Genomic DNA, 23811 nt, shown 5'->3' with positions numbered 1-23811 from the left:
ACAAGCCCGCGACGGAATTATCGAGACGGCGCGCCGGAGTCCAGGCTCAGCACCTGCCGGGCAGTGGCCTGCACCAGCTCACCGATCAGTTGCTCGTCGGCCACCGGCGCGAGCTCGGCCGGGCCGCCCCGGGCACCGGTCGGCTTTGCCTGCAGTCGCTCATCGGCGCCGTCCTCGAGGCGATACTCGCCGCCGCAGGAACGGCAATAGAGGTGCTCGCCGGCCTGCTGCCCGCGACGCTGCACCAGGGTCGGCCCGCACATGATGCAGGTCTGCAGGGGAATGCCCAGGTCGCTGTGCCCGACGATGTGGTCGAGCGCACCGGCGCGGCCCAACTGGATGAAACGGGCGCCCAATTCGGCGTCGAACTGCCGGCCTAGATTCGCCTCGATGATGCCCAGGGCCTGCTCCACCGGCATGCCGACTCGATAGGGACGGCTGCTGGTCATGGCGTCGAAGGCGTCGCCAATGCCGACGATGCGCGCCATCGGCGGAATCTCGCCGCCCTTGAGACCGAGCGGGTAGCCACGGCCATCCGGGGTTTCGTGGTGCAGGCGTACCGCATCGCTGACCAGCCCGGCCAAGGGATGGCCGTGCAGCATGCGGAAGCCGACCTCCGGGTGGGTCTTGATCACCGCGTACTCCTCCTCGCTGAGTCGCGCGCGCTTGTTCAGGATCGCATCGGGAATCCCGATCTTACCGAGGTCGTGGAGAAAGCCGCCGAGGCTGATCCGCGCGGTCTCGGCCTCGGCCAGGCCGGCCTGGCGCGCCAGCAGCTCGGAAAACCGCGACACCCGCCACAAGTGCCCGCCGGTATAGGGGTCGCGCGCCTCCACCACCCAGGCCATCCCCAGCAGGCTGGCCAGCACTTGAGCCTGGGCCTCGCCATCTGGCCGCGGGCTGCTAGGCTGCCCCATGGCCCGCCCCAGGAAACTCAGCAATCCCATCACAGACTCTCCGCGCGAAACGTTCAGACAGCCTAGTTGCTCATCGGCCTGGCAGCTGTGGTGCGAGGCAAAAGGGCCGGCCGCTCGGCCGGCCCCCATCGCTCACTCGCCTACGCGGCCCCTGGCAAGGTTGCACTCGGCCAGGGTCATGGTCTTGAAGCCCTGCCCCTTGCACGAGCCCTGGCCCTTGCAGGCGTTGCTGGCGGTCTTGCAGTCGTTCTGACCCTTGCAGGCATTGACGCCGTAGCAATGAATCTGCGCCTCTTCGGCCACGGCGACGGTACTGGTCAGGCCGGCGAACAGGGTAGCGGCGGCAAAAGCCAGGGCGGCGCCGGTGGCGGTGGTCTTGGTATTCATGGAGTGATCCTCGAACAGTCTGATTGAGCCGATGACCTTCGATCTGGGCCATCGGTACAGAACTAGAGGACGGTCTGCGGCTGGCGTTACAGGCCGACGATAAAATGCCCGCCCCGGCATGGCTGTCGGCGACGGGCATCTCTTGGCGCACCCGGCGGGCAGCGCTCCATCGTGCCGCCCACCGATGGATCAGGCGGACAGCCCGGGCTTCAGGTTGATGTGCTTGAACTCGGTGAAATGCTCGATCGCCGAGGGGCCGTTGAGGCGACCGAGTCCGGACATCTTGGTGCCGCCTTCCTCGAACTCATCGTGCACGCAGGCCCAGTCGTTGACCCACACGGTACCGACATCCAGCGCCCGGGCCAGGCGCAGCGGCCGGTCGATATCCCGGCTCCAGACGCTGGCGGCTAGGCCGTAGGCGCTGTGGTTGGCCAGGCGAATCGCTTCCTCGTCCGAGTCGAACACCTGCACCGTCATGACCGGGCCGAAGGTCTCGTTGGCCACGATGGCCGCGTCCGGGTCGAACACCTTGAGCAACACCGGGCGGTAGAAGGCGCCCTGGGGGTGAGCGCCCGCCTCCGGGCGGCCGCCCCGGTAGATGACCTGCGCGCCCTGGGCAATGGCCTGCTCGACCAGCCCATCGACCCGCTCGACCGCCGCCTGGCTGATCATCGGCCCCATGTCGCTGCCCGGGTCGCTGGCGGGGCCGACCCGGACCTGGGCCAACCGCGAGGCCAGCAGGTCCAGCACCCGACCCTCGAGGGAGCGGTGCACCAACAGGCGCGAGCCGGTCATGCAGAACTGCCCGGCGAACACCGTGACCGACTTCTCCAGCACCGGCAGCGCGGCCTCCACGTCGGCATCGTCCAGCAGGATGATCGGCGTCTTGCCGCCCAGCTCCAGGCTGAGGCGCTTGAGCGTCTTGCTGCCCGCCTGGGCGATGGCCTGGCCAGTCTGGGTGCTGCCGGTAAAACTGATGGCCGCCACATCGGGAGAATCGACCAGGTGCTTGGCGCCCTCGGCGCCGGACTCGGTGAACAGGTTGATCACCCCGGTCGGCAGCGACGCCACTTCGGCGATCACCCGGGCGATCAGGGCATTGGTCAGCGCCGTTTCCCCCGGCATCTTGGCCGCCACCGTGGCGCCAGCCGCCAGCGCCGGCGCCAGGGAGCGCACCAGCAGCACCACCGGCGAGTTCCACGGCACGATGATGCCGGCCACACCGATCGGCTCGCGCAGCAGAATCGACAACTTGCCCGGCACCGCGTCGAGCGCGCGACCATAGTCGGTTCTGACCAGCGAGGCGTAGTAACGCAGCTTGTTCGGCACCATCGTCACCTCGAAGGTGGCTTCGGCCCGGGTCTTGCCATTCTCCAGACACAGCTGGTCGATCAGGGCATTGGCGTACAGCTCGAAGGCATCGGCGAGGTCGCTGAGGACCCTCGCCCGCAGCTGCCTGTCGTGCTTCCACGCGGGTTCGGCGAAGGCCAGCTTGGCAGCGGCGACCGCCGCCCGGGCCTGCTCCGTGCCGCCGTCGGCATAGACGCCAAGCGGCTCCCCGTTGGCCGGGTTGAAGGACTCCCGGGTGGTGCCAGAGTCCAGCCACTCGCCACCAATCCAGTGCAAGGCTTTGTTCGTGCTCATCGATAACTCCACAGGGTATTCAGGCGAGGGCGCCCGGCGTCTGCCGGGTGCCGTTCGCGGGAGAGTCGGGGAGTGCCTGAATGGTCTCGGCGGCACTCCCGATCGGCCGCATCAGCGGAACAGGGTCCACGCCTCAGTGGCGGTCCAGGGCATCGAAGGCATAGGTGAGCGCCTCGACGATCTTGTCGCACTCCGCGTCGTTGATCACCAGGGGTGGCGAGGCGATCAGCTTCTGTCCGGCCGGACGGATGATCACCCCCGCCTCCATCACCTTGCTCGCCAGTTGCTGGACGAAGCCCTCATCCACCGACTCCTTGGTCTTCTTGTCGCTGACCAGCTCGAGGCAGACCATCAGGCCCATGCCGCGCACGTCGCCCACCGACTTGTAGGTCGTCGCGAAGTGCTTGACCGCCGACAGCATGCGCTCGCCCTGGCGCTTGGCATTGCCCGGCAGGTCTTCCTTCTCGGTGATGTCCAGGCAGGCCAGGGCCGCCGCGCAGGCCACCGGGTGGCCGCCGTAGGTGTAGCCGAGGGTCAGAATGCCGGCATCGGAGGTGCTGTTTTCCCAGGCCGAGGTGACCTTCTCGCTCAGCACGGTGGCGCCCAGGGGGATGTAGCCGCTGGAGATGCCCTTGGCCAGGGTCATGATGTCCGGCTTCACGCCCCAGGCGCGCACCCCGAACATCTCCCCGGCACGGCCGAAACCGGTCACCACTTCGTCGGCGATCAGCAGGATGCCGTACTTGTCGCAGATCGCCCGCACCATCGGCCAGTAGCTGGCCGGCGGGATGATGATGCCGCCAGCGCCCTGGACAGGCTCGGCGATGAAGGCGGCAATGGTCTCCGGGCCCTGGAAGACGATCTCCCGCTCCAGCAGGTCGGCACAGATCGCCGCCAGCTCCTCCGGGTCCTGGGTCCAGGGATTGCGGTACAACCAGGGCGTCGCCACGTGATAGCAGCCCGGCAGCAGCGGCTCGTAGTTGCTGCGGAAGAAGGTATTGCCGTTTACCGAGGCGCCGCCGATGTGGATGCCGTGATAGCCCTGCTTGAGCGAGAGGAACTTGGTGCGTTCGCCCTTGCCCTGCACGCGCCAGTACTGCCGGGCGATCTTCAGGGCATTCTCCACGGCGTCCGAGCCACCGGAGGAGAAAATCACCTTGTCCATGCCCTCCTGGGCGGTCATCTCGATGAGCTTCTTCGACAGCTCGATCGACGGCGGCGTGGTCGTGCCGAGGAAGGAGGCGTAGTACTCGATCTGATCGAGCTGATCGGCAATTGCCTGCTTGATCTCCGGGCGGTTGTGGCCGACGTTCACGCACCACAGGCCGGCCAGTCCGTCGACATAACGCTTGCCGTCGATATCCTCGACATAGCAGCCGTCGCCCTTGGCGATGACGATCGGCCGCCAGTCCTTGTCGCGTCCTGGCTGAGTGTGGGAGTGCCATTGATACTTGGTGTTGTTGTCGCGAATAGATGCTTTATTGAGCGCTTTCATGATTGTTCTCCGGTTCAGCGGTTATCAATGCGTTAATCCGTGCGGTGTTAAACACCGACTTCCTGTTCACCCAGACGCACCCCGGACTTGGCCAACTGGTAGCCCGCCAACCAGCTGAAAGCGATCAACATGGGGAAGGAATACGCGACCCAGGATTCGGATCCGCTCAACAGGTTGAGATTGGCAATGACCAGCACCAGACAGGCGAGCAGACAGAGCGCTGCCAGGCCCGGGGCCAGCAGCCCTCGGCGCATCGAGACCTGGTGCTTGTTTCTCAGGAAGTAACCAATGACCGCGACCATCACCAGCAACTGAACGAACAGCAGGCCGATGGTGGAAATGGTGCTCATCCACGAGTAGAGGATGGCGAAGGGGTCCTGCTGCATCACCGCGAAGCCGCCTACCAGCAAGAGTGCGGTAATGGATTGCAGGGCACCGGCATTGGTCGGAATTTGATGAACCGGGTTCACCTCGGCGAACTTCTTCGGCAACACACCCACTTTGGCCAGGGCGTGGTAATAACGCACCAGGGCGTTGTGGAACGACAACAGCGCGGCAAACAAGCTGGTCACCAACAGCACGCTCATGATCCGCGTGGAGAACTCGCCGACATAGGCGGTATTGATATCGAAGACGAAACTGGCCGGTGCATTCTTGGCCGCGTCCACCACTTCATGCACGCCATATCCGAGTACCAGCGACGCGGTGCTCAGGGTGTAGACCAGGGCAATGACGATGACCGAGATATAGGTGGCCTTCGGTACGTTGACTTCCGGATTCCTGACTTCCTCGGCGTAGATGGCGGTGGCTTCGAAGCCGAGGAAACAGGTCACGGCGAAGATGATGGTGATGCCGAGTCCCGGAGAGAAAATATTGGACAGGGCAACCACCTCGCCAACCACTTCTGCGTGGCCGTCCGCGCTCAGCAGCGCGACCAGGTCGAACAGCAGCAGCGAGGCCACTTCGCCGGCCATCAGGACCAGCAGCAGTTTCGCGTTGAAGTCGATGTTGCGGCTGCCGCACAGGTGCACCAGAAACAGCGCGCCCAGCGAGTACACCCACCAGGGAACCTGCACCCCTAGCGGGCCGGAGAGCATTTCCTCCAACATCAGACCGAACAGGCCGTAGATCGCGCACTGCACCGTGGTATAGGTCACCACCGCGACAAACGCCGCGCCCAGTCCCGAGGCATTGCCCAGACCCAGGGCGACATAGCTGTAGAAGGCGCCGGCACTCTTGACATGCTTGCTCATGGCCATGAAGCCAATGCTGAAGATCAGGTACATGAGACCGACGAAGGCGTAGACCGCCGGCACGCCCAGACCGTTGCCGAAAGAGAAGGCGGCTGGCGATGCACCGACCGTCGCGGCCAGCGGGCCGGCAGCGGCAATGACGAAACACACCAATTGCATGGGGCCGATTGAGTTTCTTCTTAACTCATAGTTCTTGTCGTTCATCTGCTCACCTCATTGTTTTCGTCGCGACATCACGGCGTTCGCCTGCACGTCGGAATGTTGTTTGTCGGGCCGCACTTAGTTGTCTTTCGGTATTTCCGGTAAACCGTGGTGATGTTGTAGGCGCTTTGTTCTACCTTGAATATGCGCATCCTTCTGTCTAAGATGATCTAATTTTTAGATTAAGTGCCGAGTGTCCAACATGAACATTGAAGGCCTCTCCCTCGACCAATTGCGGGTGTTGTTGACCATCGTCGAGGAAGGCAGTTTCGGCGCCGCCGCCAGGCGTTTAAGGCGCGCGCAGTCGGCCGTCAGCTACTCAATATCGACACTTGAGTCGCAACTGGATGTTGAACTTTTTGATCGCAGCGGATATCGGCCGGTACTGACCGCAGCCGGAAAGACACTACTGGGAGAAATAAAAGAAATTATCGCCAGAACTGACCGACTCAAGACTCACGCCCGGGCAATGTCTGCCGGACTGGAGGCGGAAGTTTCAATTGTCAGCGACTTGGTTTATCCGCTCATCCCCCTGAGTTCACTCTTCAATGAGTTCAATCGACAGTTTCCCGAAGTATCGTTGAGAATCTATTCCGATTCGCTCGGCGGAGTTGCCGACCTGGTGCTAAACGGAACCTGCGCCCTCGGTATTCTCGCCACCCTTCCCGAAGTTCCCGCGGGACTTATCGGCCATGCCTTGTCCCCCATCGATACCCAAGTGGTGGCGGCTCCCGATCACCCACTGGCGCAAGTTGACGGGCGCATTTCCACCCACCTGCTCCGTGACCACCCGCAAATCGTCTTGTCCGACCGCAGCAACTTGACCAGCGGCCGCGACTTCAACGTGTTCTCCTCCAACAGCTGGCGGGTGACCGACATCCAGATGAAGCTGCAACTGATCCGCGCCGGTGTGGGCTGGGGCAGTCTGCCGGGACACCTCACCCGCCCACATCTCGACGACGGATCACTCGTCGCCCTGCAACTGGAAGCCCTTCCCGTGGCCGGCGAAACGCTCGCCGCCCATGTGGTGCAGCGCGTCGGCTCGGAACTCGGTCCCGCGACCAGCTGGCTGCTGGAACATATCCGCCGACACTAGCCTGCGTACTTGCCCCGGCCGCGGCAGGATCGCGCTCGGCGGCGCATCAGCCCGGTGGATGACCGACTGGCCGAACGCGCGCCTCGCCGACTAGCCGACGTAGTCGGGTTGATTGGCCGGCGCCGCCGCCTGGAATGCCGGTTGAGCGAGGCAGTGTGCATAGACCGCCAACACTCGCGGGTAGGCCTGCAGGTCACAGCCCATGCGCTGGGCATTGGCCACCTGCGGCACCAGGCAACAATCGGCCAGGGTCGGGGTGTCGCCCAGACAGTAGGGGCCGACCTGGCCCCGGCGCTGCAGCAATTGCTCCACCGCGCCCAGGCCCTCCGCCACCCAGTGCCCGTACCAGGCCTTCTGCTGCTCGGGCGAGCAGTCGAATTCCCGCTTCAGGTAGTTGAGCACCCGCAGGTTGTTGATCGGGTGGATGTCGACGGCGATCAGGCAGGCGATCTCCAGCACGCGAGCCCGCGTGGACGGGTCGAGCGGAATCAGGCGCGGCTGCGGATAGCGGCCATCGAGGTAGTCGATGATCGCCAGCGACTGGGTCAGCTCGGCGCCGTCTTCGCTGATCAACACCGGTACGCCGCCGATCGGGCTTCGCTCACGATGCTCCGGGCTGTACTGCTCGCCGCCGCGCAGATTCACGCCGTGGTAGTCGTAGTCCAATCCCTTGAGTGCCAGCGCGAGGCGCACCCGGTAGGACGTCGAACTGTTAAAGAAACCGTAGAGCTGCATGGCCTGCCTTCCCCATAGTTAGGCCTTCCTGCCGGCTCGATCGTCGGTCGAGCCGGATGGCCTGATACGACTTGGTTGGACGGCGTGTTACACCACGCGCACCTGGATTTCCCCAAGGCCATCCACGCCGCCGACCATCAGGTCGCCGGGGCCGACCGCGCCCACGCCTTCAGGGGTGCCGGTCATGATCAGGTCGCCGGGTTGCAGCTCGAAGAACCGCGACAGGTAGCAGATCGTCTCCGGCACCGACCAGATAAGCTTGGCAATGTCGCTGCGCTGCTTGTCGATGTCGTTGACCTGCAGCCAGATGCCGGCGTCCTTAAGCGGACCGACCTGCGCCGCCGGATACAGTGGCGCGATGGGCGCCGAGGCGTCGAACGCCTTGCCCAGCTCCCAGGGTCGGCCCATTTCCCGCATCTTTATCTGCAGGTCGCGACGGGTCATGTCCAGGCCCACGGCATAACCGAAGATGTGCGCTTCGGCTTGCTCCAGGGAAATGTCGCGCCCCGCCTTGCCGATGGCCACGACCAGTTCGATCTCATAGTGGTAGTTGCTGGTTTCCGTTGGATACGGCAGCTCCAGCGTCTGGCCATGGGTCACGGCGACCACGGCATCGGCGGGCTTGCAGAAGAAGAACGGTGGCTCACGGTCTGGATCGAATCCCATCTCGATGGCATGGGCGGCATAGTTGCGGCCTACGCAATAGACCCGGCGCACCGGAAACTGTTGATCACTGCCGACAACCGGGAGCGTGGTCGGGGCCTGCGGTGGAAATACATAGGTCATGGTCTTCTCCTCCTGTCACTGGGGTTCGCGCAGCTCGCGCAGAATGCCGAGCGCTTCCTGGACCGGGCGGTCGGAGTAGCTGAACAGCACGCAGTCTTCATCCGTCTGGAAGCTCACAGCAGCCCAGCTCGGCACCACGAAGATGTCCTTGTCCTGGAAGTCGAACCGCTCACCGGCGATCCTCACGCTGCCCTTGCCCTCGACGACCGAGAACACGGTGGCATCGGTGCTGCGATAGGTCTGTCCGCGGAAACCGCGCGGCAGGATCTGCATGAAGGTGGCGATGGTCGGCATGGCCCAGCCACCGGTAGTCGGGTTGACATAGCGCAACTTGACGCCGTCCCAGGCATCCACCTCGCCCTGCCTCAACAAGGTGTCGAGGGCCTCACGGGTGCGGACGTAGGGGTAGTTGAAGATTGGCGAAGTGTGGGACCTGCTCTGCTGCCGCACCGGCAGCAGGTTCATGCCGTAGCGGGCCATGCTGTTGCCTTCCTGGCGAGTCAGTGGCTGCACCGCCTGCTCGGCGTCTTCCGTGAAGGTGGCGCCGAAGAAGCGCACCAGCGGAATATCCAGGCCATCGAGCCACACCACCGGCTCGCCGCCCTCGACAACCGCCGGGTTGCCGTGGTCGTGCCAGGTCCAGGACGGGGTGATGATGAAATCACCCGGCTCCATGGTGGTCCGTTCGCCGTCGACCGCGGTATAGGCTCCCCGCCCCTCGACCACGAAGCGCAGGGCCGATTGGCTATGGCGGTGGCTCGGGGCGATCTCGCCCGGCAGGATCAGCTGCAGGCCGCCGTAAAGCGAAGGGGTAAGCGCCGCCTGACCGCGGATCGCCGGGTTCTCCAGCACCAGCACCCGACGAATCGCTTCCTCCGCGGTAATCAACTCGCCGGCCTCCATCAGGAAAGGGCGCAACTCGCGATAGCGCCACAGGGCCGGCACGCAGTGGCCTGCCGGTTGCGCCGGCACCAGGCTGTGGAGCTGCTCCCAGAGCGGAAACAAGGCGTGGGCATCGATACGGCGATAGAAGTCTGGCCGTGCGGCGCCAATGGTCTCGTGGCTGTCCATTCCTCATCCCCTCATGCAAACAAGTTGATCGTCTGCCCGCGCATCGCGCTCGGCTCCAGATGCACCGGCTTGGCGGCAAGCGCAATGCGTTCGATGGGGGATTATTCAACTCGAACACATATCCTAATAATGATATTTTGATATGCATCCATACCATTTACGGTATACGAAGACATGAACTGGACTCGACGCCTGCGGCTGCATCACTTGAACCTGCTGACCGTCCTCAGTGAAACCGGCAGCCTCAGTGAGGCCGCGCGCGTGGCCCACACCACCCAACCCGGGCTGTCGAAGTGGCTCAAGGAACTTGAGGAGGATGTCGGCGCCACGCTGTTCGAGCGCCATGCCCGCGGCCTGAAGCCCACCGCCGAGGGGCAATTGCTGCTCAACCACGCGCGGCGCATCCTCAGCGAGATGGAGCGTGCCCAGCATAATCTGGCGGCCCTGCAGGAGTTTGGCGCGCCCCAGGTCGCTCTCGGCACCTCCCCGGCGGCGGCGCCCAGTCTGGTTCCCGACGCGGTCATGGCCTTCCTTCGCCGCCACCCCAAGGGCCGGGTAGAGCTGCAGGAAAACACCATGAACACCCTGCTGGAGAAGCTCGAGCAGGGCGAACTGGACGTAGTGGTGGGTCGCCTGGACAACTATCAGCCGCGCGCCAACCTGCACAGCGAGATGCTTCAGCGCGAGCCGATGCGCATCGTCGCGCGCCCCGGGCACCTGCTCGCCGAGCGCAAGCAGCTTCAATGGCAGGACCTGCAGGCCCAGGACTGGGTACTCTGGCCAACCGGCACGCCCATCCGCAGCCGCCTCGATGCGGCGCTCAGCAGCGCCGGACTCAAACCCCTGTCCTGCCGCGTCGAGTCAACCTCGCTGATGGCCAACCTGTGGCTGCTGCAAAGCAGTGACATGCTGTCGGCGGTTTCCGGACGGGTGGCAGAGCACTTCACCGGGCGCGGTCTGGTCAAGATCCTCGACTTCGAACTGGACGGCGAGGGCATGCTCGGCATGTGCTGGCGCGATGAGCCGCATCAGGACCCGGCGCTGGATGATCTGCTGGAAAGCCTGCGGGAAGCCGCACACATGCCGGCTACCGGTGTGCCGCCGGCAACCTGAACTCCGGCTGGCGCCGAGAACAGGCGCCGAATGAAGACTGGGAGTGAACCCGCTCCCCGCCGCGGCCAGGGGCGATTATCCAGACACCCGCCGGCTTAGAGGCCGATTCGTCTGGGCGATTGGCAAGCGGCCGCCCGAAGGAGCTCGGCTACTCCATCGCGCGCTTGAGGTGTACCTGGCGAATCCGCTCCCGGGTTTCCGCATTGGCGCCGGGACCTGCGCATACGCCAATCTCCTCCAGGCTGACTTCCTGACCGTCCTGGTCACAGAACTTCACCTGAGTCAGAGGCGACCCCGTCTTCCTGTTGATCAGGACAACGGGCGGCCCTTCGGCGTGGGGATACCAGCGATCCCCCCACTGCAGCATGCTCATGATGATCGTGTTGATTTCCTGACCTTTCTCCGTGAGGAAGTAGTCGACACTGCCGCCGCGGTTTTCCTTCTGCAGCACTTCATGCTCGAGCAGCAGTTTCAACCGCTTGGAGAGGATGCTCTTCGACATGCCCAGGTTGCGCTGAAAGTCATCGAACTTGCTCGCGCCCCACAAGGCCTCCCTGACGATCAGCACATTCCACCAGTCGCCGAGAACATCGAGCGACCGCGCCAGCGAGCAATTTCGCCCTTCAAAGCTCACTCTTTCCATAAACAACCACCTAACACCTTGAAAAATATGGGCCCCTGATCGAGCGCGCAAAATGCCTTGACAGGTTCTATTACAGAACCTAGGCTGGCGCTGGTTCTATTATGGAACCACACGCACAGCATGGCAAATATTGGAGCGATCGACATGAGCAGAATCCGGCCTCTCGGCCTCGTGGCCGCCATCACGGCGTCCCTGGTGGGCTACGCCTCGGCAAGTCAAGAGCAAGTCGAACACGTCTGCCTTACCAATGAAATTGATAAGGAACTGATCAGCAGCAGCATGGCCATTACGGCTGGCGAGTGTCACCTGAGCGCTGCAAACAGCGGCAAGCAACTTGCCCTGCAGCACGCGCAGTTTGCCTACAGCTGGTTTTCCTATGCCCAACAGATATCCACTGGGATCAGCCCGAGCTATCTGAAACTGGCCGCGGCGAAAATTGATGAACTGCAGGTGAAGTAAGATGAAAAATACCATTCTGTTTGCTTTGCTGTTGCTCGGCAGTGGGGCTGCTCATGCGCAGGAACTGACCGCGCTGGGCGCTGAAGTGGCGGCTAACGCCGACGGTTCGATCCCCGCCTGGAGCGGTGGACTCAAAGTGTCCGGCGCCGAACTGTCCGATCCGTTTGCCAACGAGTCCTCGTTGCTGCGCATCACCCCTGAAAACTACCAGGCGCATAAGGGCCATCTGACCGATGGCCAGATCGCCATGTTTCAGCGCTACCCGGACAGCTACTTTATCAATGTCTATCCGACCCACCGTACGGCTGCGCTACCTGAGTCCGTGCTGGAGGCCGCCAGGTACAACGCGCGTCACGCAAAGTTGAGCGCCGACGGCAACGGGGTGGAGGGCTACAAGGGCTACTACCCCTTCCCCGAGCCGAAGAACGGCGTCGAGGCCGTCTGGAACCACTTCATGCGCTACCGGGGGGGCAGCCTGGTCCGCGATCAGTTGCAGGTCATCACCCAGGCCAATGGCAGCTTCAGCGAAGTCAGGATCAAAGAGGAGGGGGCGTGGCCGGAAAAGCTCGATGGCTATGACGAGGTCGATGACAAGAACGTCCTGTTCTTCGCCCGCCAGGCCGTACTCGCCCCGTCGCGCCTTGCCGGCAACATCCTGCTGGTTCATGAAACCGTCAACCAGGTGGAACAGCCGCGCCTGGCCTGGATGTACAACGCCGGTCAGCGCCGGGTGCGGCGCGCGCCGCAGGTTGCCTATGACGGCCCCGGCACCGCGGCGGACGGTCTGCGCACGTCGGATAACGCCGACATGTATATCGGCTCGCCGGATCGCTACGACTGGACGCTGGAAGGGAAAGAGGAAATCTACATTCCCTACAACAACTTCCGCCTGACCGACCAAGCGCTTACGGTCGCCGATGTCGCCGGCAAGGGCCATGTCAACCAGAACCTGACCCGCTACGAGAAGCACCGGGTGTGGAAGGTAGTCGGCAAACTGAAGCCCGGCATGCGCCACATCTACAGCAAGCGCGTGTTCTACCTCGACGAGGACACCTGGCAGATCGCCCTGGCCGAGCAATACGACAACCGCGGCGAGCTGTGGCGATTCTCCGAGGGGTTCCACGTGCAGTTCCATTACGCCGACGTGCCCTGGTATGCCGGGGAGGCGATCTACGACCTGAACAGCGCGCGCTACCTGATCTACGGACTGCTGGTGGATGCCCAGCATCCCATCCAGTTTGGCGTCAGAACGTCCAAGAGTGAGTTCCAACCTGCGGCCCTGCGCCGTATGGGAGTCAAATAAGCCGGCCTCGTCCGCTGATGACGGCGCAACTCATCGGGATGACGTCTGAAACGACCGATGAGTTGCCCATCACCTGGGTTCGACAACCTTCCTGAGCAAACCGAGCGCGTCCCGATGGAATGAAACCGCGGAAGACCGCGCTCGGCCAGTGCTAACGATACCTCCCCTGCTCCAGCCGGCTGGCCGTCCTCGGCGTTCGACAGCCCCTCAGTCGATTCGCCCTATTCCACCGTGACGCTCTTGGCCAGGTTGCGCGGCTGGTCGACATCGGTGCCCTTGAGCACGGCGACGTGGTAGGACAGCAGCTGCAGCGGAATGGTGTAGAGGATCGGCGCCAGCACCTCGTGGATGTGCGGCATGTTCACCACATGGGTGCCCTCGCCATTGCTCATGCCCGCCTGTTCATCGGCGAAGACGATCAGCTCGCCGCCGCGCGCACGCACTTCCTGCAGGTTGGACTTGAGCTTCTCCAGCAGTTCGTCATTCGGCGCCACCGTGACCACCGGCATGTCACTGTCGACCAGCGCCAATGGGCCGTGCTTGAGTTCGCCGGCCGGGTAGGCTTCGGCGTGGATGTAGCTGATCTCCTTGAGCTTGAGCGCCCCCTCCATGGCCACCGGGTACTGCGCACCACGGCCGAGGAACAGGGTGTGGTGCTTCTCGGCGAAGTGTTCGGAAACCTTCTCCACCACCGTGTCCATGGCCAGGGCTTCGCCGAGGCGGGTCGGCAGGCGACGCAGCTCTTCGACCAGCTCGGCCTCCAGCTGCGGATCGAGGGTGCCGCGCACCCGGCCCAGGGCCAGGGTCAGCAGCAGCAGGGCCACCAGCTGGGTGGTGAAGGCCTTGGTCGAGGCCACCCCGATCTCCGGTCCGGCCTGGGTCAGCAGGGTCAGGTCGGACTCGCGCACCAGGGAACTGATGCCGACGTTGCAGATAGCCAGGCTGGCCAGGTAGCCGCCCTGCTCGGGACTCAGGGCCTTGGCGTTGCGCAATGCGGCGAGGGTATCGGCCGTCTCGCCGGACTGGGAGATGCTGACGAACAGGGTGTCGGGCTGCACCACCACCTTGCGGTAGCGGAACTCGCTGGCCACCTCGATCTGGCAGGGCACGCCGGCCAGCGCCTCGAGCCAGTAACGGGCGACCATGCCGGCGTGGTAGCTGGTGCCGCAGGCGACGATCTGCACATTGCGCACCTTGGCGAACAGCTCGGCGGCCTGGGGACCGAAGGCCTGGGTCAGCACATGATCGGCGGCCAGGCGGCCTTCCAGGGTGCGCTGCACCACCTTGGGCTGCTCGTGGATTTCCTTGAGCATGAAGTGGCGGTATTCGCCCTTGTCGGCCGCCTCGGCGCCCTCGTGGTACTGCACGCTCTCGCGCTGCACCGGCTGGCCATCGACCGTCCAGATCTGCACCGAATCGCGGCGGATCTCGGCGATGTCGCCCTCTTCCAGGTACATGAAGCGGTCGGTCACCTGGCGCAGCGCAAGCTGGTCGGAGGCCAGGAAATTCTCACCCAGGCCCAGGCCGATCACCAGGGGGCTGCCACTGCGGGCGGCGAGCAGGCGGTCCGGCTGCTTGGCACTGATGACCGCCAGGCCGTAGGCGCCGTGCAGGTCCTTGACCGCGTCCTTGAGCGCCGCGGTGAGGTCCGGCTGGCTCTTCAGCTTGTGGTCGAGCAGGTGGACGATGACCTCGGTGTCGGTGTCCGAGCTGAACACATAGCCCAGGTCCTTGAGCTGGGCACGCAGCTCCTCGTGATTCTCGATGATACCGTTGTGCACCACCGCCAGCTCGCTGCCGGAGAAGTGCGGGTGGGCATTCTTCTCGCTCGGCGCCCCATGAGTGGCCCAGCGGGTGTGGGCAATGCCCAGGCGACCGGCCAGGGGCTCGGCGGCCAGGGCCTGCTCCAGCTCGCTGACCTTGCCCACCCGGCGGCGGCGCTCGAGCTGGCCCTGAGCGTTGAGCAACGCCACCCCTGCGCTGTCATAGCCACGGTATTCCAGGCGCTTGAGGCCCTCGACCAGCACAGCGGTGATGTTGCGTTCGGCGACGGCGCCTACGATGCCACACATAGTGTTCTCTCCTTAGCCTTCCACGGCTGCGCAGATCAGCTTGATCCCGCGCGCCAACAGTTGTTCACGAGCCTCGGCAGCGAGGCGCTCGTCGGTGATCAGGGTATGGACGCTGCTCCAGGGCAGCTCCAGGTTGGGAATCTTGCGGCCGATCTTGTCGCTCTCGACCATGACGATGACTTCGCGGGCGACCTCGGCCATGACCCGCGAAAGCCCCAACAGTTCGTTGAAGGTAGTGGTGCCCCGTGCCAGGTCGATGCCGTCGGCGCCGATGAACAGCTGGTCGAAATCATAGGAGCGCAGCACCTGCTCGGCGACCTGTCCCTGAAAGGACTCGGAATGGGGGTCCCAGGTTCCACCGGTCATCAGCAGCACCGGCTCATGCTCCAGATCGCGCAGGGCGTTGGCCACGTTGAGCGAGTTGGTCATCACCACCAGACCGGGCTTGTGTCCCAGCTCGGGAATCATCGCCGCGGTGGTGGTGCCACTGTCGATGATGATCCGCGCGTGCTCGCGAATACGCGCCACGCCGGCGCGGGCGATGGCCTGCTTGTAACGGGAGACCGGCTGACCGCCCTCGCCTATGAGCTCCTGGGGCATCGGCACCGCACCGCCGTAGCGGCGCAGCAGCAGGCCGTTCTTCTCCAGGGCGGCGAGGTCCTTGCGGATGGTCACCTCCGAGGTGGCGAAGGCTCTGGCCAGCTCGTCGACACTGACCTCGCCCTGCTCAGCGAGCAGGGCGAGGATGGCGTGGCGACGCTGCGGGGTGTTGCGTTTCGACATGGATAAGTTTCGATTCGAAAGTTAATGGCGCGAATCAAAACCTAACGGAGCTTTTGCGTCAAGCGCGAGATGGGCAAATGGCGGAATCCCGGGCCGGGTCATCACTCGGCGCGTGAAAGGACCTGGTTGGGGTCGAGGTAGAACATCTTCTTCCAACCCTGGGTCGTATCGTCCATTCGCCATGGCAACGGCAGCAGGCTGACCACTGAATAGTGCAGGTGCGCAGGCTTGCCCCGCGCATTGCCGCTGTCGCCGACCCTGCCCAGGTAAGTGCCACCAAGCAGCGGCTGCCCAGGATAGACGTCATAGGCTTGCAGATGGGCATAGTAGTGAATGCGCCACTTCGGCCCGAGGGCGAGGATCACCTTGCCGCCCCGCTCGAGCTCACCACGGTACAGCACCACCCCATAGCTGGCAGAACGTACCACAGTGCCGGGCTTGGCGAAGATATCGATGCCCTTGTGCACGCCGGAGCGGCCCCAGGGTTCGTACCAGAAGGTCTGCGCGTTCCAGTCTCGGGGGCCGGCACCCTCCACCGGAATTTTGGGCCATTCCGGCAGACCAGCCCACAGCAGCGCAGCCGCCACCCCTAGCCAGGCTTTGCGTAACGGCATCCTTGCCTCCTCCGGCACTCAGCCCTTGCGCTTGGTCGGTCGCTTCCAGCCGTCGATATTGCGTTGCTTGGCCCGGCCCACCGCGAGGCTGTCGGCCGGCACGTCGCCGGTGATCACCGAACCGGCGCCGGTGGTGGCACGATCGCCGAGGGAAACCGGGGCCACCAGGGCGCTGTTGGAACCGATGAACACATCCTCGCCCATCAGGGTGCGGAACTTGTTGGCGCCGTCGTAGTTGCAGGTGATGGTGCCGGCGCCGATGTTGCTGCGCGCGCCGATCTCGGCATCGCCCAGATAGCTCAGGTGACCGGCCTTGGCGCCCTCACCCAGCACGGCGTTTTTCAGCTCGACGAAGTTGCCGACATGGGCCTTGGCGCCGAGCACCGCGCCCGGACGCAGGCGGGCGAAGGGGCCGCAGTCGGCGCCCTCGCCAAGCTCCGCACCGTCCAGGTGGCTGTTGGCCTTGACGATCGAGCCCCTGCGCAGAACGCTGTCCTTGATCACGCAGTTCGGGCCGATCTCAACACCGTCCTCGATCACCACCCGGCCTTCTAGAATCACGTTGATGTCGACCAGCACGTCGCGGCCGACCGTGACCTCGCCGCGCAGGTCGAAACGCGCCGGATCGCGCAGGGTCACGCCTTGGGCCATCAGCTGGCGCGCGGCGCGACGCTGGTAGTGGCGCTCCAGTTCGGCCAGCTGGATGCGGTCGTTGGCGCCCTGCACCTCCATCGCGTCCAACGGCTGCTCGGTGGCTACCGGCAGCCCGTCGGCGACCGCCATGGCGATCACGTCGGTCAGGTAGTACTCGCCCTGGGCATTGCTGTTGGACAACCGCCCCAGCCATTCGCCCAGGCGCGCACCGGGGACCGCGAGAATGCCGGTGTTGCCTTCGCAGATCTGCCGCTGCTCGGGCGTGGCGTCCTTGTGCTCGACGATCGCCTGCACCGCACCACTGGTGTCGCGAACGATACGGCCGTAGCCGGTGGGGTCGTTGAGGTCGACGGTGAGCAGGGCCAACTGATCGTCGCCGACCTTCTGCAGCAGACGCTCCAGGGTGGCCTGCTCGATCAGCGGCACGTCGCCGTAGAGGATCAGCACCCGCTCGGCGGACAACGCCGGCAGCGCCTGGGCCACCGCATGGCCGGTGCCGAGTTGTTCGCGCTGCAGGACGAAGTTCAGGTCGTCCGCCGCCAGGCGCTCACGCACCGTCTCGGCGCCATGGCCGATCACCACATGGATACCCTGGGGCGACAGCGCCCGCGCGGTGTCGATGACGTGGCCGAGCATGGACTTGCCGGCGACCGGATGCAGGACTTTCGGCAAGGCGGAGCGCATGCGGGTGCCTTGGCCAGCGGCGAGGATGACGATATCGAGAGACATGGGCGGGGCTGATCCAGGAATGACGGAAAAGAAAAAGGGTAGCCAAGGCTACCCTTTTACTGACTTGCGATGAAGCCTGGCGGAATCAGCTGCCGCCGAACTTCTTGCGCAGCTGCTGGACGGTGCGCAGCTGAGCTGCGGCCTCGGCCAGACGTGCTGCGGCGGAGCCGTAGTCGAACTCGGCACCCTGTTCGTGCAGAGCCTTCTCGGCCGCCTTGACGGCTTCCAGGGCAGAGGCTTCGTCCAGGTCGGCGGCGCGCTGCACGGTGTCGGCGAGAACCTTGACCATGTTCGGCTGCACTTCCAGGAAGCCGCCGGAGATGTAATACACCTCCTCTTCGCCACCCTGCTTTACCACACGGATCGGGCCCGGCTTGAGGTCGGTGATCAGCGGCGCGTGGCCCGGAGCGATACCAAGATCACCCAGGTTGCCGTGCGCAATCACCATCTCCACCAGACCGGAGAAGATTTCCGCTTCTGCGCTGACGATATCGCAATGGACTGTCATAGCCATACGCTTGCCTCACATTACAGGCTGTGGATAACACTTTATCCACAGCCTGATGCGCCCGTTGCCAGGCGCATGGGGTGATTACAGTTTCTTCGCTTTCTCGATGGCTTCTTCGATGCCGCCGACCATGTAGAACGCCTGCTCCGGCAGGTGGTCGTAGTCGCCTTTCAGGATACCGCTGAAACCAGCGATGGTGTCCTTCAGGGAAACGTACTTGCCTGGCGAGCCGGTGAAGACCTCCGCCACGAAGAACGGCTGGGACAGGAAGCGCTGGATCTTACGGGCGCGGGATACCAGTTGCTTATCCGCTTCGGACAGTTCGTCCATGCCGAGGATCGCGATGATGTCCTTCAGTTCCTTGTAACGCTGCAGCACGTACTGCACGCCGCGAGCGGTGTCGTAGTGCTCCTGGCCGATCACCAGCGGGTCGAGCTGACGGCTGGTGGAGTCCAGCGGATCGACGGCCGGGTAGATACCCAGCGAGGCGATGTCACGGGACAGTACCACGGTGGCGTCCAGGTGGGCGAAGGTGGTCGCCGGGCTCGGGTCGGTCAGGTCGTCCGCCGGTACGTATACCGCCTGGATCGAGGTGATCGAGCCCTTCTTGGTGGAGGTGATGCGCTCCTGCAGGACGCCCATTTCCTCGGCCAGGGTCGGCTGGTAACCCACCGCCGACGGCATACGGCCGAGCAGTGCGGATACTTCGGTACCGGCCAGGGTGTAACGGTAGATGTTGTCGACGAACAACAGTACGTCACGGCCTTCGTCACGGAACTTCTCGGCCATGGTCAGGCCAGTCAGTGCCACGCGCAGACGGTTGCCTGGCGGCTCGTTCATCTGACCGTAGACCAGGGCTACCTTGTCGAGAACGTTGGAATCCTTCATCTCGTGGTAGAAGTCGTTACCCTCACGAGTACGCTCACCCACACCGGCGAACACGGAATAACCGCTGTGCTCGATGGCGATGTTACGGATCAGTTCCATCATGTTTACGGTCTTGCCGACACCGGCACCACCGAACAGACCGACCTTACCACCCTTGGCGAACGGGCAAACCAGGTCGATAACCTTGATGCCGGTTTCCAGCAGCTCGTTGGAGCCTGCCTGCTCGGCATAGGAGGGCGCAGGGCGGTGGATTTCCCACTGCTCTTCTTCGCCGATCGGACCGGCTTCGTCGATCGGGTTGCCCAGCACGTCCATGATCCGGCCCAGGGTCGCTTTACCGACCGGTACGGAGATGGCCTTGCCAGTGCTGCCGACGTCCAGGCCACGCTTGAGGCCTTCGGTCGAACCCATCGCAATGGTACGTACCACGCCGTCGCCCAGCTGCTGCTGAACTTCCAGGGTGGTTTCAGCGCCGACTACTTTCAACGCTTCATAAACACTCGGCACCTGATCACGCGGGAATTCCACGTCGATAACGGCGCCGATGATTTGAACGATACGTCCGCTACTCATCTTTGGTTCCTCTGAATATTTGAACCGTTCTTAAACCGCGGCAGCGCCGCCGACGATTTCCGAAATCTCTTGGGTGATCGCTGCCTGACGCGCCTTGTTGTAGATCAGCTGCAAATCGCTGATCAGGTCACCGGCGTTGTCGGTGGCGTTCTTCATCGCGATCATCCGCGCAGCCTGCTCGGCCGCGTTGTTCTCGACCACCGCCTGGTACACCTGCGACTCCACGTAACGCACCATCAAGCCGTCCAGCAGCTCCTTGGCGTCGGGTTCGTACAGGTAGTCCCAGTGGTGCTTGAGTTCTTCATCCGGAGTCGCCACCAGCGGAATCAACTGTTCCACTGTCGGCTGTTGCGTCATGGTATTGATGAACTTGTTCGAGACCACGGACAAACGGTCGATGCGACCCTCGAGGTACGCATCGAGCATCACCTTGACGCTGCCGATCAGATCATTGATCGACGGTTCCTCGCCCAGGTGGCTGATCGCAGCGACTACGTTGCCACCAAAGTTGCGGAAGAAAGCCGCACCCTTGCTGCCAATCACGCAGAGATCGATCTCCACGCCGCGCTCGCGATTGCTCGCCATGTCCTTGACCAGAGCCTTGAACAGGTTGGTATTCAGGCCACCGCACAGACCCCGGTCCGAACTCACCACCACATAACCGACGCGCTTGATTTCGCGGTCGATCATGAACGGGTGACGGTATTCCGGGTTGGCGTTGGCCAGATGACCGATGACCTGGCGGATACGCTCCGCATAGGGACGGCTCGACGCCATGCGCTGTTGAGCCCTGCGCATTTTGCTGACCGCCACCTTTTCCATGGCGCTGGTGATCTTCTGCGTGCTTTTGATGCTCGCAATCTTGCTGCGAATCTCTTTTGCGCCTGCCATTTGACACCTATCGGGTTAGCAGGCGGGGGCCGCGAGGCCCCCGCTGCGGCTTACCAGGTTTGGGTGGCCTTGAACTTCTCGATACCGGCTTTGAGCTGGGCATCGATGTCGTCGTTGAAGTCACCCTTCTCGTTGATCTTCGCCAGCAGAGCGGCGTGATCCCGGTTGAAGTAAGCGATCAGGGCCTGCTCGAAAGCGCCGACTTTGGCGACTTCGATGTCCCGCAGGAAACCACGGTCGGCGGCATACAGCGACAGCGACATGTCAGCGATGGACATCGGCGCGTACTGCTTCTGCTTCATCAGCTCGGTGACGCGCTGACCATGCTCGAGCTGCTTGCGGGTGGCTTCGTCCAGGTCAGAAGCGAACTGGGCGAAGGCCGCCAGTTCACGGTACTGAGCCAGGGCGGTACGGATACCACCGGAGAGCTTCTTGATGATCTTGGTCTGGGCTGCACCACCGACGCGGGATACCGAGATACCGGCGTTGACGGCCGGACGGATACCCGAGTTGAACATGGCCGATTCCAGGAAGATCTGACCGTCGGTGATCGAGATCACGTTGGTCGGAACGAACGCGGAAACGTCGCCAGCCTGGGTTTCGATGATCGGCAGGGCGGTCAGGGAACCGGTCTTGCCTTTCACTTCGCCGTTGGTGAACTTCTCCACATACTCTTCGGAAACGCGTGAGGCGCGCTCCAGCAGACGGCTGTGGAGATAGAACACGTCACCCGGGTAGGCTTCACGGCCTGGCGGACGGCGCAGCAGCAGGGAGATCTGGCGGTAGGCCACGGCCTGCTTGGACAGATCGTCATACACGATCAGCGCGTCTTCGCCGCGGTCGCGGAAGTACTCGCCCATGGTGCAACCGGCGTACGGTGCGATGAACTGCAGTGCAGCGGATTCGGAAGCGGAGGCGGCCACCACGATGGTGTTGGCCAGGGCGCCGTTCTCTTCCAGCTTGCGTACCACGTTGGCGATGGTCGACTGCTTCTGACCGATGGCCACATAGACGCAGCGGATGCCGCTGTCTTTCTGGTTGATGATGGCGTCGACGGCCAGGGCGGTCTTACCGATCTGACGGTCACCGATGATCAGCTCACGCTGGCCACGGCCTACCGGGATCATGGCGTCAACCGACTTGTAACCGGTCTGCACCGGCTGGTCGACCGACTTACGCCAGATCACGCCCGGTGCAACCTTTTCAACCGCGTCGGTGGCGACGTTGTTGAGCGGGCCTTTGCCGTCGATCGGGTTGCCCAGGGCATCGACCACACGGCCCAGCAGTTCCGGACCAACCGGAACTTCCAGGATGCGACCGGTGCACTTGGCGCTCATGCCTTCGGCCAGGCTGGTGTAAGCACCCAGCACAACGGCACCGACGGAGTCCTGCTCCAGGTTCAGTGCCATGCCGAAGACGCCGCCCGGGAACTCGATCATTTCGCCGTACATCACATCGGCGAGACCGTGAATGCGCACGATGCCGTCGGAAACGCTGACGACGGTGCCTTCGTTGCGGGCTTGGGAAGAGACGTCGAGTTTCTCGATACGTCCCTTGATGATTTCACTAATTTCGGAAGGATTGAGTTGCTGCATAGCTCTGCTGCCCCTTCAAACTCAAGATTTCAATGCTTCGGCCAGCTTCGCGATCTTGCCGCGAACTGAGCCATCGATAACCAGGTCGCCGGCGCGAATGACGACACCACCGATCAGGGCGGCGTCCTCCGCGGCGTGCAGACGCACTTCTCGGCCGAGCCGTGCACTGAGAACCTTGGCGAGTTTGTCTTGCTGTTCATCGCTCAATGCGAAGGCACTGGTGACATCCACGTCAACCGTCTTCTCCTGCTCGGCCTTGTAAAGCTCGAACAGCTCGACGATCTCCGGCAACAGGGCCAGGCGATCGTTTTCGGCTAGGACGTGGATGAAATTGCGTACCTGGGCGTCGAACTTGTCACCACACACCTCGATAAAGGTGGTGGCCTTTTCTGTACTCGTCAGACGCGGGGCCTTGAGCACGCGCTGCAGGGTGTCGTCTTGCGACACTGCAGACGCCAGGCCGAGCATGGCTGACCAATTGGCCAGCTGCTGGTGGGCCTGGGCGTACTCGAAGGCAGCCTTAGCGTAAGGTCGGGCCAGCGTGGTCAGTTCTGCCATGATCGCGCCCTCGCTTAAATTTCGGCTGCCAGTTTGTTAACCAGCTCCGCATGCGCGTTTTGGTCGATGGATACGCTCAGGATTTTCTCGGCGCCGCTGACCGCCAGGCTGCCCACTTGGGCGCGCAAGGCGTCTTTGACACTGTTCAGTTCCTGTTCGATCTCGGCCTGAGCCTGAGCCTTCACGCGGTCAGCTTCGACACGAGCCTGTTCACGGGCTTCGTCGACAATCTGGGTACCGCGCTTCTTGGCCTGCTCGATGATCTCGGCTGCCTGGGTTTTCGCCTCGCGCAGTTGCTGGGCCACTTTTTCATGGGCCAACTCCAGGTCACGAGCCGCACGGCTGGCAGCGTCCAGGCCATCTGCAATCTTCTTCTGACGCTCCTGCAGAGCCGTAATGACCGGAGGCCATACGAACTTCATGCAGAACATCACGAAGATGAAGAAGGCAACGGCCTGGCCAATCAGGGTTGCATTAATGTTCACGCCAACACCTCGCTCGTTCGTTGTCCGGCAAACCAATCACTCGAATAGTCGAGTGATTAGCCAGCGATTTGACCAACGAAGGGGTTCGCGAAGGTGAAGAACAGTGCGATACCAACACCGATCATGGTCACGGCGTCGAGCAGACCGGCGACGATGAACATTTTCACTTGCAGCATCGGAACCATTTCCGGCTGACGCGCAGCGCCTTCCAGGAACTTGCCGCCCAGCAGGCCGAAGCCAATGGCGGTACCCAGGGCACCCAGGCCAATCAGCAGAGCAACAGCGATCGCGGTCAGACCAACTACAGTTTCCATTTTTCCTCCCGACTTTTATGTCGTATTGGTTAAGGTTTTCTAAG

24 protein-coding genes are annotated in these 23811 nt (G+C 63.3%); 4 read left to right on the top strand and 20 right to left on the bottom strand.

The window, feature by feature from the left end; all coding sequences use genetic code 11:
• Positions 1-17: 17 nt before the first annotated feature.
• From LPB260_RS20350 to LPB260_RS20330, 5 genes are all read right to left on the bottom strand, one after another.
• Positions 18-947, bottom strand: coding sequence for an HD-GYP domain-containing protein (locus LPB260_RS20350; protein ID WP_208707684.1), 930 nt, complete (start codon positions 945-947; stop codon positions 18-20).
• A gap of 102 nt (positions 948-1049) precedes the next feature.
• The gene (locus LPB260_RS20345) at positions 1050-1304 is read right to left on the bottom strand and encodes a hypothetical protein (protein ID WP_208707683.1); all 255 of its coding nucleotides are present in this window, start codon (positions 1302-1304) and stop codon (positions 1050-1052) included.
• A 189-nt stretch (positions 1305-1493) separates the two neighbouring features.
• Positions 1494-2948, bottom strand: coding sequence for an aldehyde dehydrogenase family protein (locus LPB260_RS20340; protein ID WP_208707682.1), 1455 nt, complete (start codon positions 2946-2948; stop codon positions 1494-1496).
• 133 nt (positions 2949-3081) lie between these two features.
• Entirely contained in the window at positions 3082-4443 is a 1362-nt protein-coding gene (locus LPB260_RS20335) for an aminotransferase class III-fold pyridoxal phosphate-dependent enzyme (RefSeq protein ID WP_208707681.1), read from the bottom strand.
• A 47-nt stretch (positions 4444-4490) separates the two neighbouring features.
• Positions 4491-5900 (bottom strand): APC family permease, encoded by a 1410-nt coding sequence (locus tag LPB260_RS20330; protein WP_208707680.1) that lies wholly within the window; start codon positions 5898-5900, stop codon positions 4491-4493.
• Between the two features lie 199 nt (positions 5901-6099).
• Between LPB260_RS20330 and LPB260_RS20325 the strand changes: the two genes are divergently transcribed.
• Entirely contained in the window at positions 6100-6993 is an 894-nt protein-coding gene (locus tag LPB260_RS20325; RefSeq protein ID WP_208707679.1) for a LysR family transcriptional regulator, read from the top strand.
• Positions 6994-7083: 90 nt separating this feature from the next.
• Here LPB260_RS20325 and maiA read toward each other — a convergent pair whose 3' ends face one another.
• From maiA to gtdA, 3 genes are all read right to left on the bottom strand, one after another.
• A complete protein-coding gene (maiA, locus tag LPB260_RS20320) occupies positions 7084-7728 on the bottom strand; it encodes a maleylacetoacetate isomerase (RefSeq protein WP_208707678.1) in 645 nt (214 codons plus the stop codon).
• An 87-nt stretch (positions 7729-7815) separates the two neighbouring features.
• The gene (locus LPB260_RS20315) at positions 7816-8514 is read right to left on the bottom strand and encodes a fumarylacetoacetate hydrolase family protein (protein ID WP_208707677.1); all 699 of its coding nucleotides are present in this window, start codon (positions 8512-8514) and stop codon (positions 7816-7818) included.
• A gap of 15 nt (positions 8515-8529) precedes the next feature.
• The gene (gene gtdA, locus LPB260_RS20310) at positions 8530-9585 is read right to left on the bottom strand and encodes a gentisate 1,2-dioxygenase (RefSeq protein ID WP_208707676.1); all 1056 of its coding nucleotides are present in this window, start codon (positions 9583-9585) and stop codon (positions 8530-8532) included.
• A gap of 174 nt (positions 9586-9759) precedes the next feature.
• On the opposite strand from gtdA, the gene LPB260_RS20305 reads away from it, so the two are divergent.
• On the top strand, positions 9760-10698 hold the full coding sequence (locus LPB260_RS20305; RefSeq protein WP_208707675.1) for a LysR family transcriptional regulator: 939 nt from the start codon (positions 9760-9762) through the stop codon (positions 10696-10698).
• A gap of 148 nt (positions 10699-10846) precedes the next feature.
• Here the strand turns inward: LPB260_RS20305 and LPB260_RS20300 are convergent, their stop codons facing one another.
• Positions 10847-11341 carry a helix-turn-helix domain-containing protein gene (locus tag LPB260_RS20300; RefSeq protein ID WP_208707674.1) on the bottom strand — a complete coding sequence of 165 codons (495 nt, stop codon included), beginning with the start codon at positions 11339-11341 and terminating at the stop codon, positions 10847-10849.
• Between the two features lie 144 nt (positions 11342-11485).
• Here LPB260_RS20300 and LPB260_RS20295 point away from each other — a divergent pair, with 144 nt between their 5' ends.
• Both LPB260_RS20295 and LPB260_RS20290 read left to right on the top strand, forming a co-directional pair.
• Positions 11486-11800 carry a hypothetical protein gene (locus tag LPB260_RS20295; protein ID WP_208707673.1) on the top strand — a complete coding sequence of 105 codons (315 nt, stop codon included), beginning with the start codon at positions 11486-11488 and terminating at the stop codon, positions 11798-11800.
• Position 11801: 1 nt separating this feature from the next.
• Complete coding sequence (locus LPB260_RS20290) at positions 11802-13103, top strand: DUF1329 domain-containing protein (protein ID WP_208707672.1); 1302 nt, start codon at positions 11802-11804, stop codon at positions 13101-13103.
• A gap of 221 nt (positions 13104-13324) precedes the next feature.
• Here the strand turns inward: LPB260_RS20290 and glmS are convergent, their stop codons facing one another.
• The 11 genes from glmS to atpE form a co-directional block, all read right to left on the bottom strand.
• On the bottom strand, positions 13325-15175 hold the full coding sequence (gene glmS, locus LPB260_RS20285; protein WP_208707671.1) for a glutamine--fructose-6-phosphate transaminase (isomerizing): 1851 nt from the start codon (positions 15173-15175) through the stop codon (positions 13325-13327).
• Between the two features lie 12 nt (positions 15176-15187).
• Positions 15188-15958, bottom strand: a complete 771-nt coding sequence (locus LPB260_RS20280) for a DeoR/GlpR family DNA-binding transcription regulator (protein WP_208707670.1) — start codon at positions 15956-15958, stop codon at positions 15188-15190.
• 101 nt (positions 15959-16059) lie between these two features.
• Entirely contained in the window at positions 16060-16572 is a 513-nt protein-coding gene (locus LPB260_RS20275; RefSeq protein WP_208707669.1) for a M23 family metallopeptidase, read from the bottom strand.
• Between the two features lie 18 nt (positions 16573-16590).
• Positions 16591-17955, bottom strand: a complete 1365-nt coding sequence (glmU, locus tag LPB260_RS20270) for a bifunctional UDP-N-acetylglucosamine diphosphorylase/glucosamine-1-phosphate N-acetyltransferase GlmU (protein ID WP_208707668.1) — start codon at positions 17953-17955, stop codon at positions 16591-16593.
• A gap of 85 nt (positions 17956-18040) precedes the next feature.
• Positions 18041-18469, bottom strand: coding sequence for a F0F1 ATP synthase subunit epsilon (locus LPB260_RS20265; protein WP_208707667.1), 429 nt, complete (start codon positions 18467-18469; stop codon positions 18041-18043).
• A gap of 78 nt (positions 18470-18547) precedes the next feature.
• On the bottom strand, positions 18548-19924 hold the full coding sequence (atpD, locus tag LPB260_RS20260) for a F0F1 ATP synthase subunit beta (RefSeq protein ID WP_208707666.1): 1377 nt from the start codon (positions 19922-19924) through the stop codon (positions 18548-18550).
• Positions 19925-19954: 30 nt separating this feature from the next.
• Positions 19955-20815, bottom strand: coding sequence for a F0F1 ATP synthase subunit gamma (gene atpG, locus LPB260_RS20255; protein ID WP_208707665.1), 861 nt, complete (start codon positions 20813-20815; stop codon positions 19955-19957).
• A gap of 50 nt (positions 20816-20865) precedes the next feature.
• Positions 20866-22410 carry a F0F1 ATP synthase subunit alpha gene (gene atpA, locus LPB260_RS20250; RefSeq protein ID WP_208707664.1) on the bottom strand — a complete coding sequence of 515 codons (1545 nt, stop codon included), beginning with the start codon at positions 22408-22410 and terminating at the stop codon, positions 20866-20868.
• Positions 22411-22431: 21 nt separating this feature from the next.
• Entirely contained in the window at positions 22432-22968 is a 537-nt protein-coding gene (locus LPB260_RS20245) for a F0F1 ATP synthase subunit delta (RefSeq protein WP_208707663.1), read from the bottom strand.
• A 14-nt stretch (positions 22969-22982) separates the two neighbouring features.
• Positions 22983-23453 (bottom strand): F0F1 ATP synthase subunit B, encoded by a 471-nt coding sequence (locus tag LPB260_RS20240; RefSeq protein WP_208707662.1) that lies wholly within the window; start codon positions 23451-23453, stop codon positions 22983-22985.
• 56 nt (positions 23454-23509) lie between these two features.
• Positions 23510-23767, bottom strand: coding sequence for a F0F1 ATP synthase subunit C (gene atpE / locus LPB260_RS20235; protein ID WP_003097235.1), 258 nt, complete (start codon positions 23765-23767; stop codon positions 23510-23512).
• Between the last annotated feature and the right edge of the window lie 44 nt (positions 23768-23811).

The sequence above is a fragment of the Pseudomonas sp. LPB0260 genome, assembly GCF_013388395.1.
This window is presented reverse-complemented; position numbering and strand designations above follow the sequence as displayed.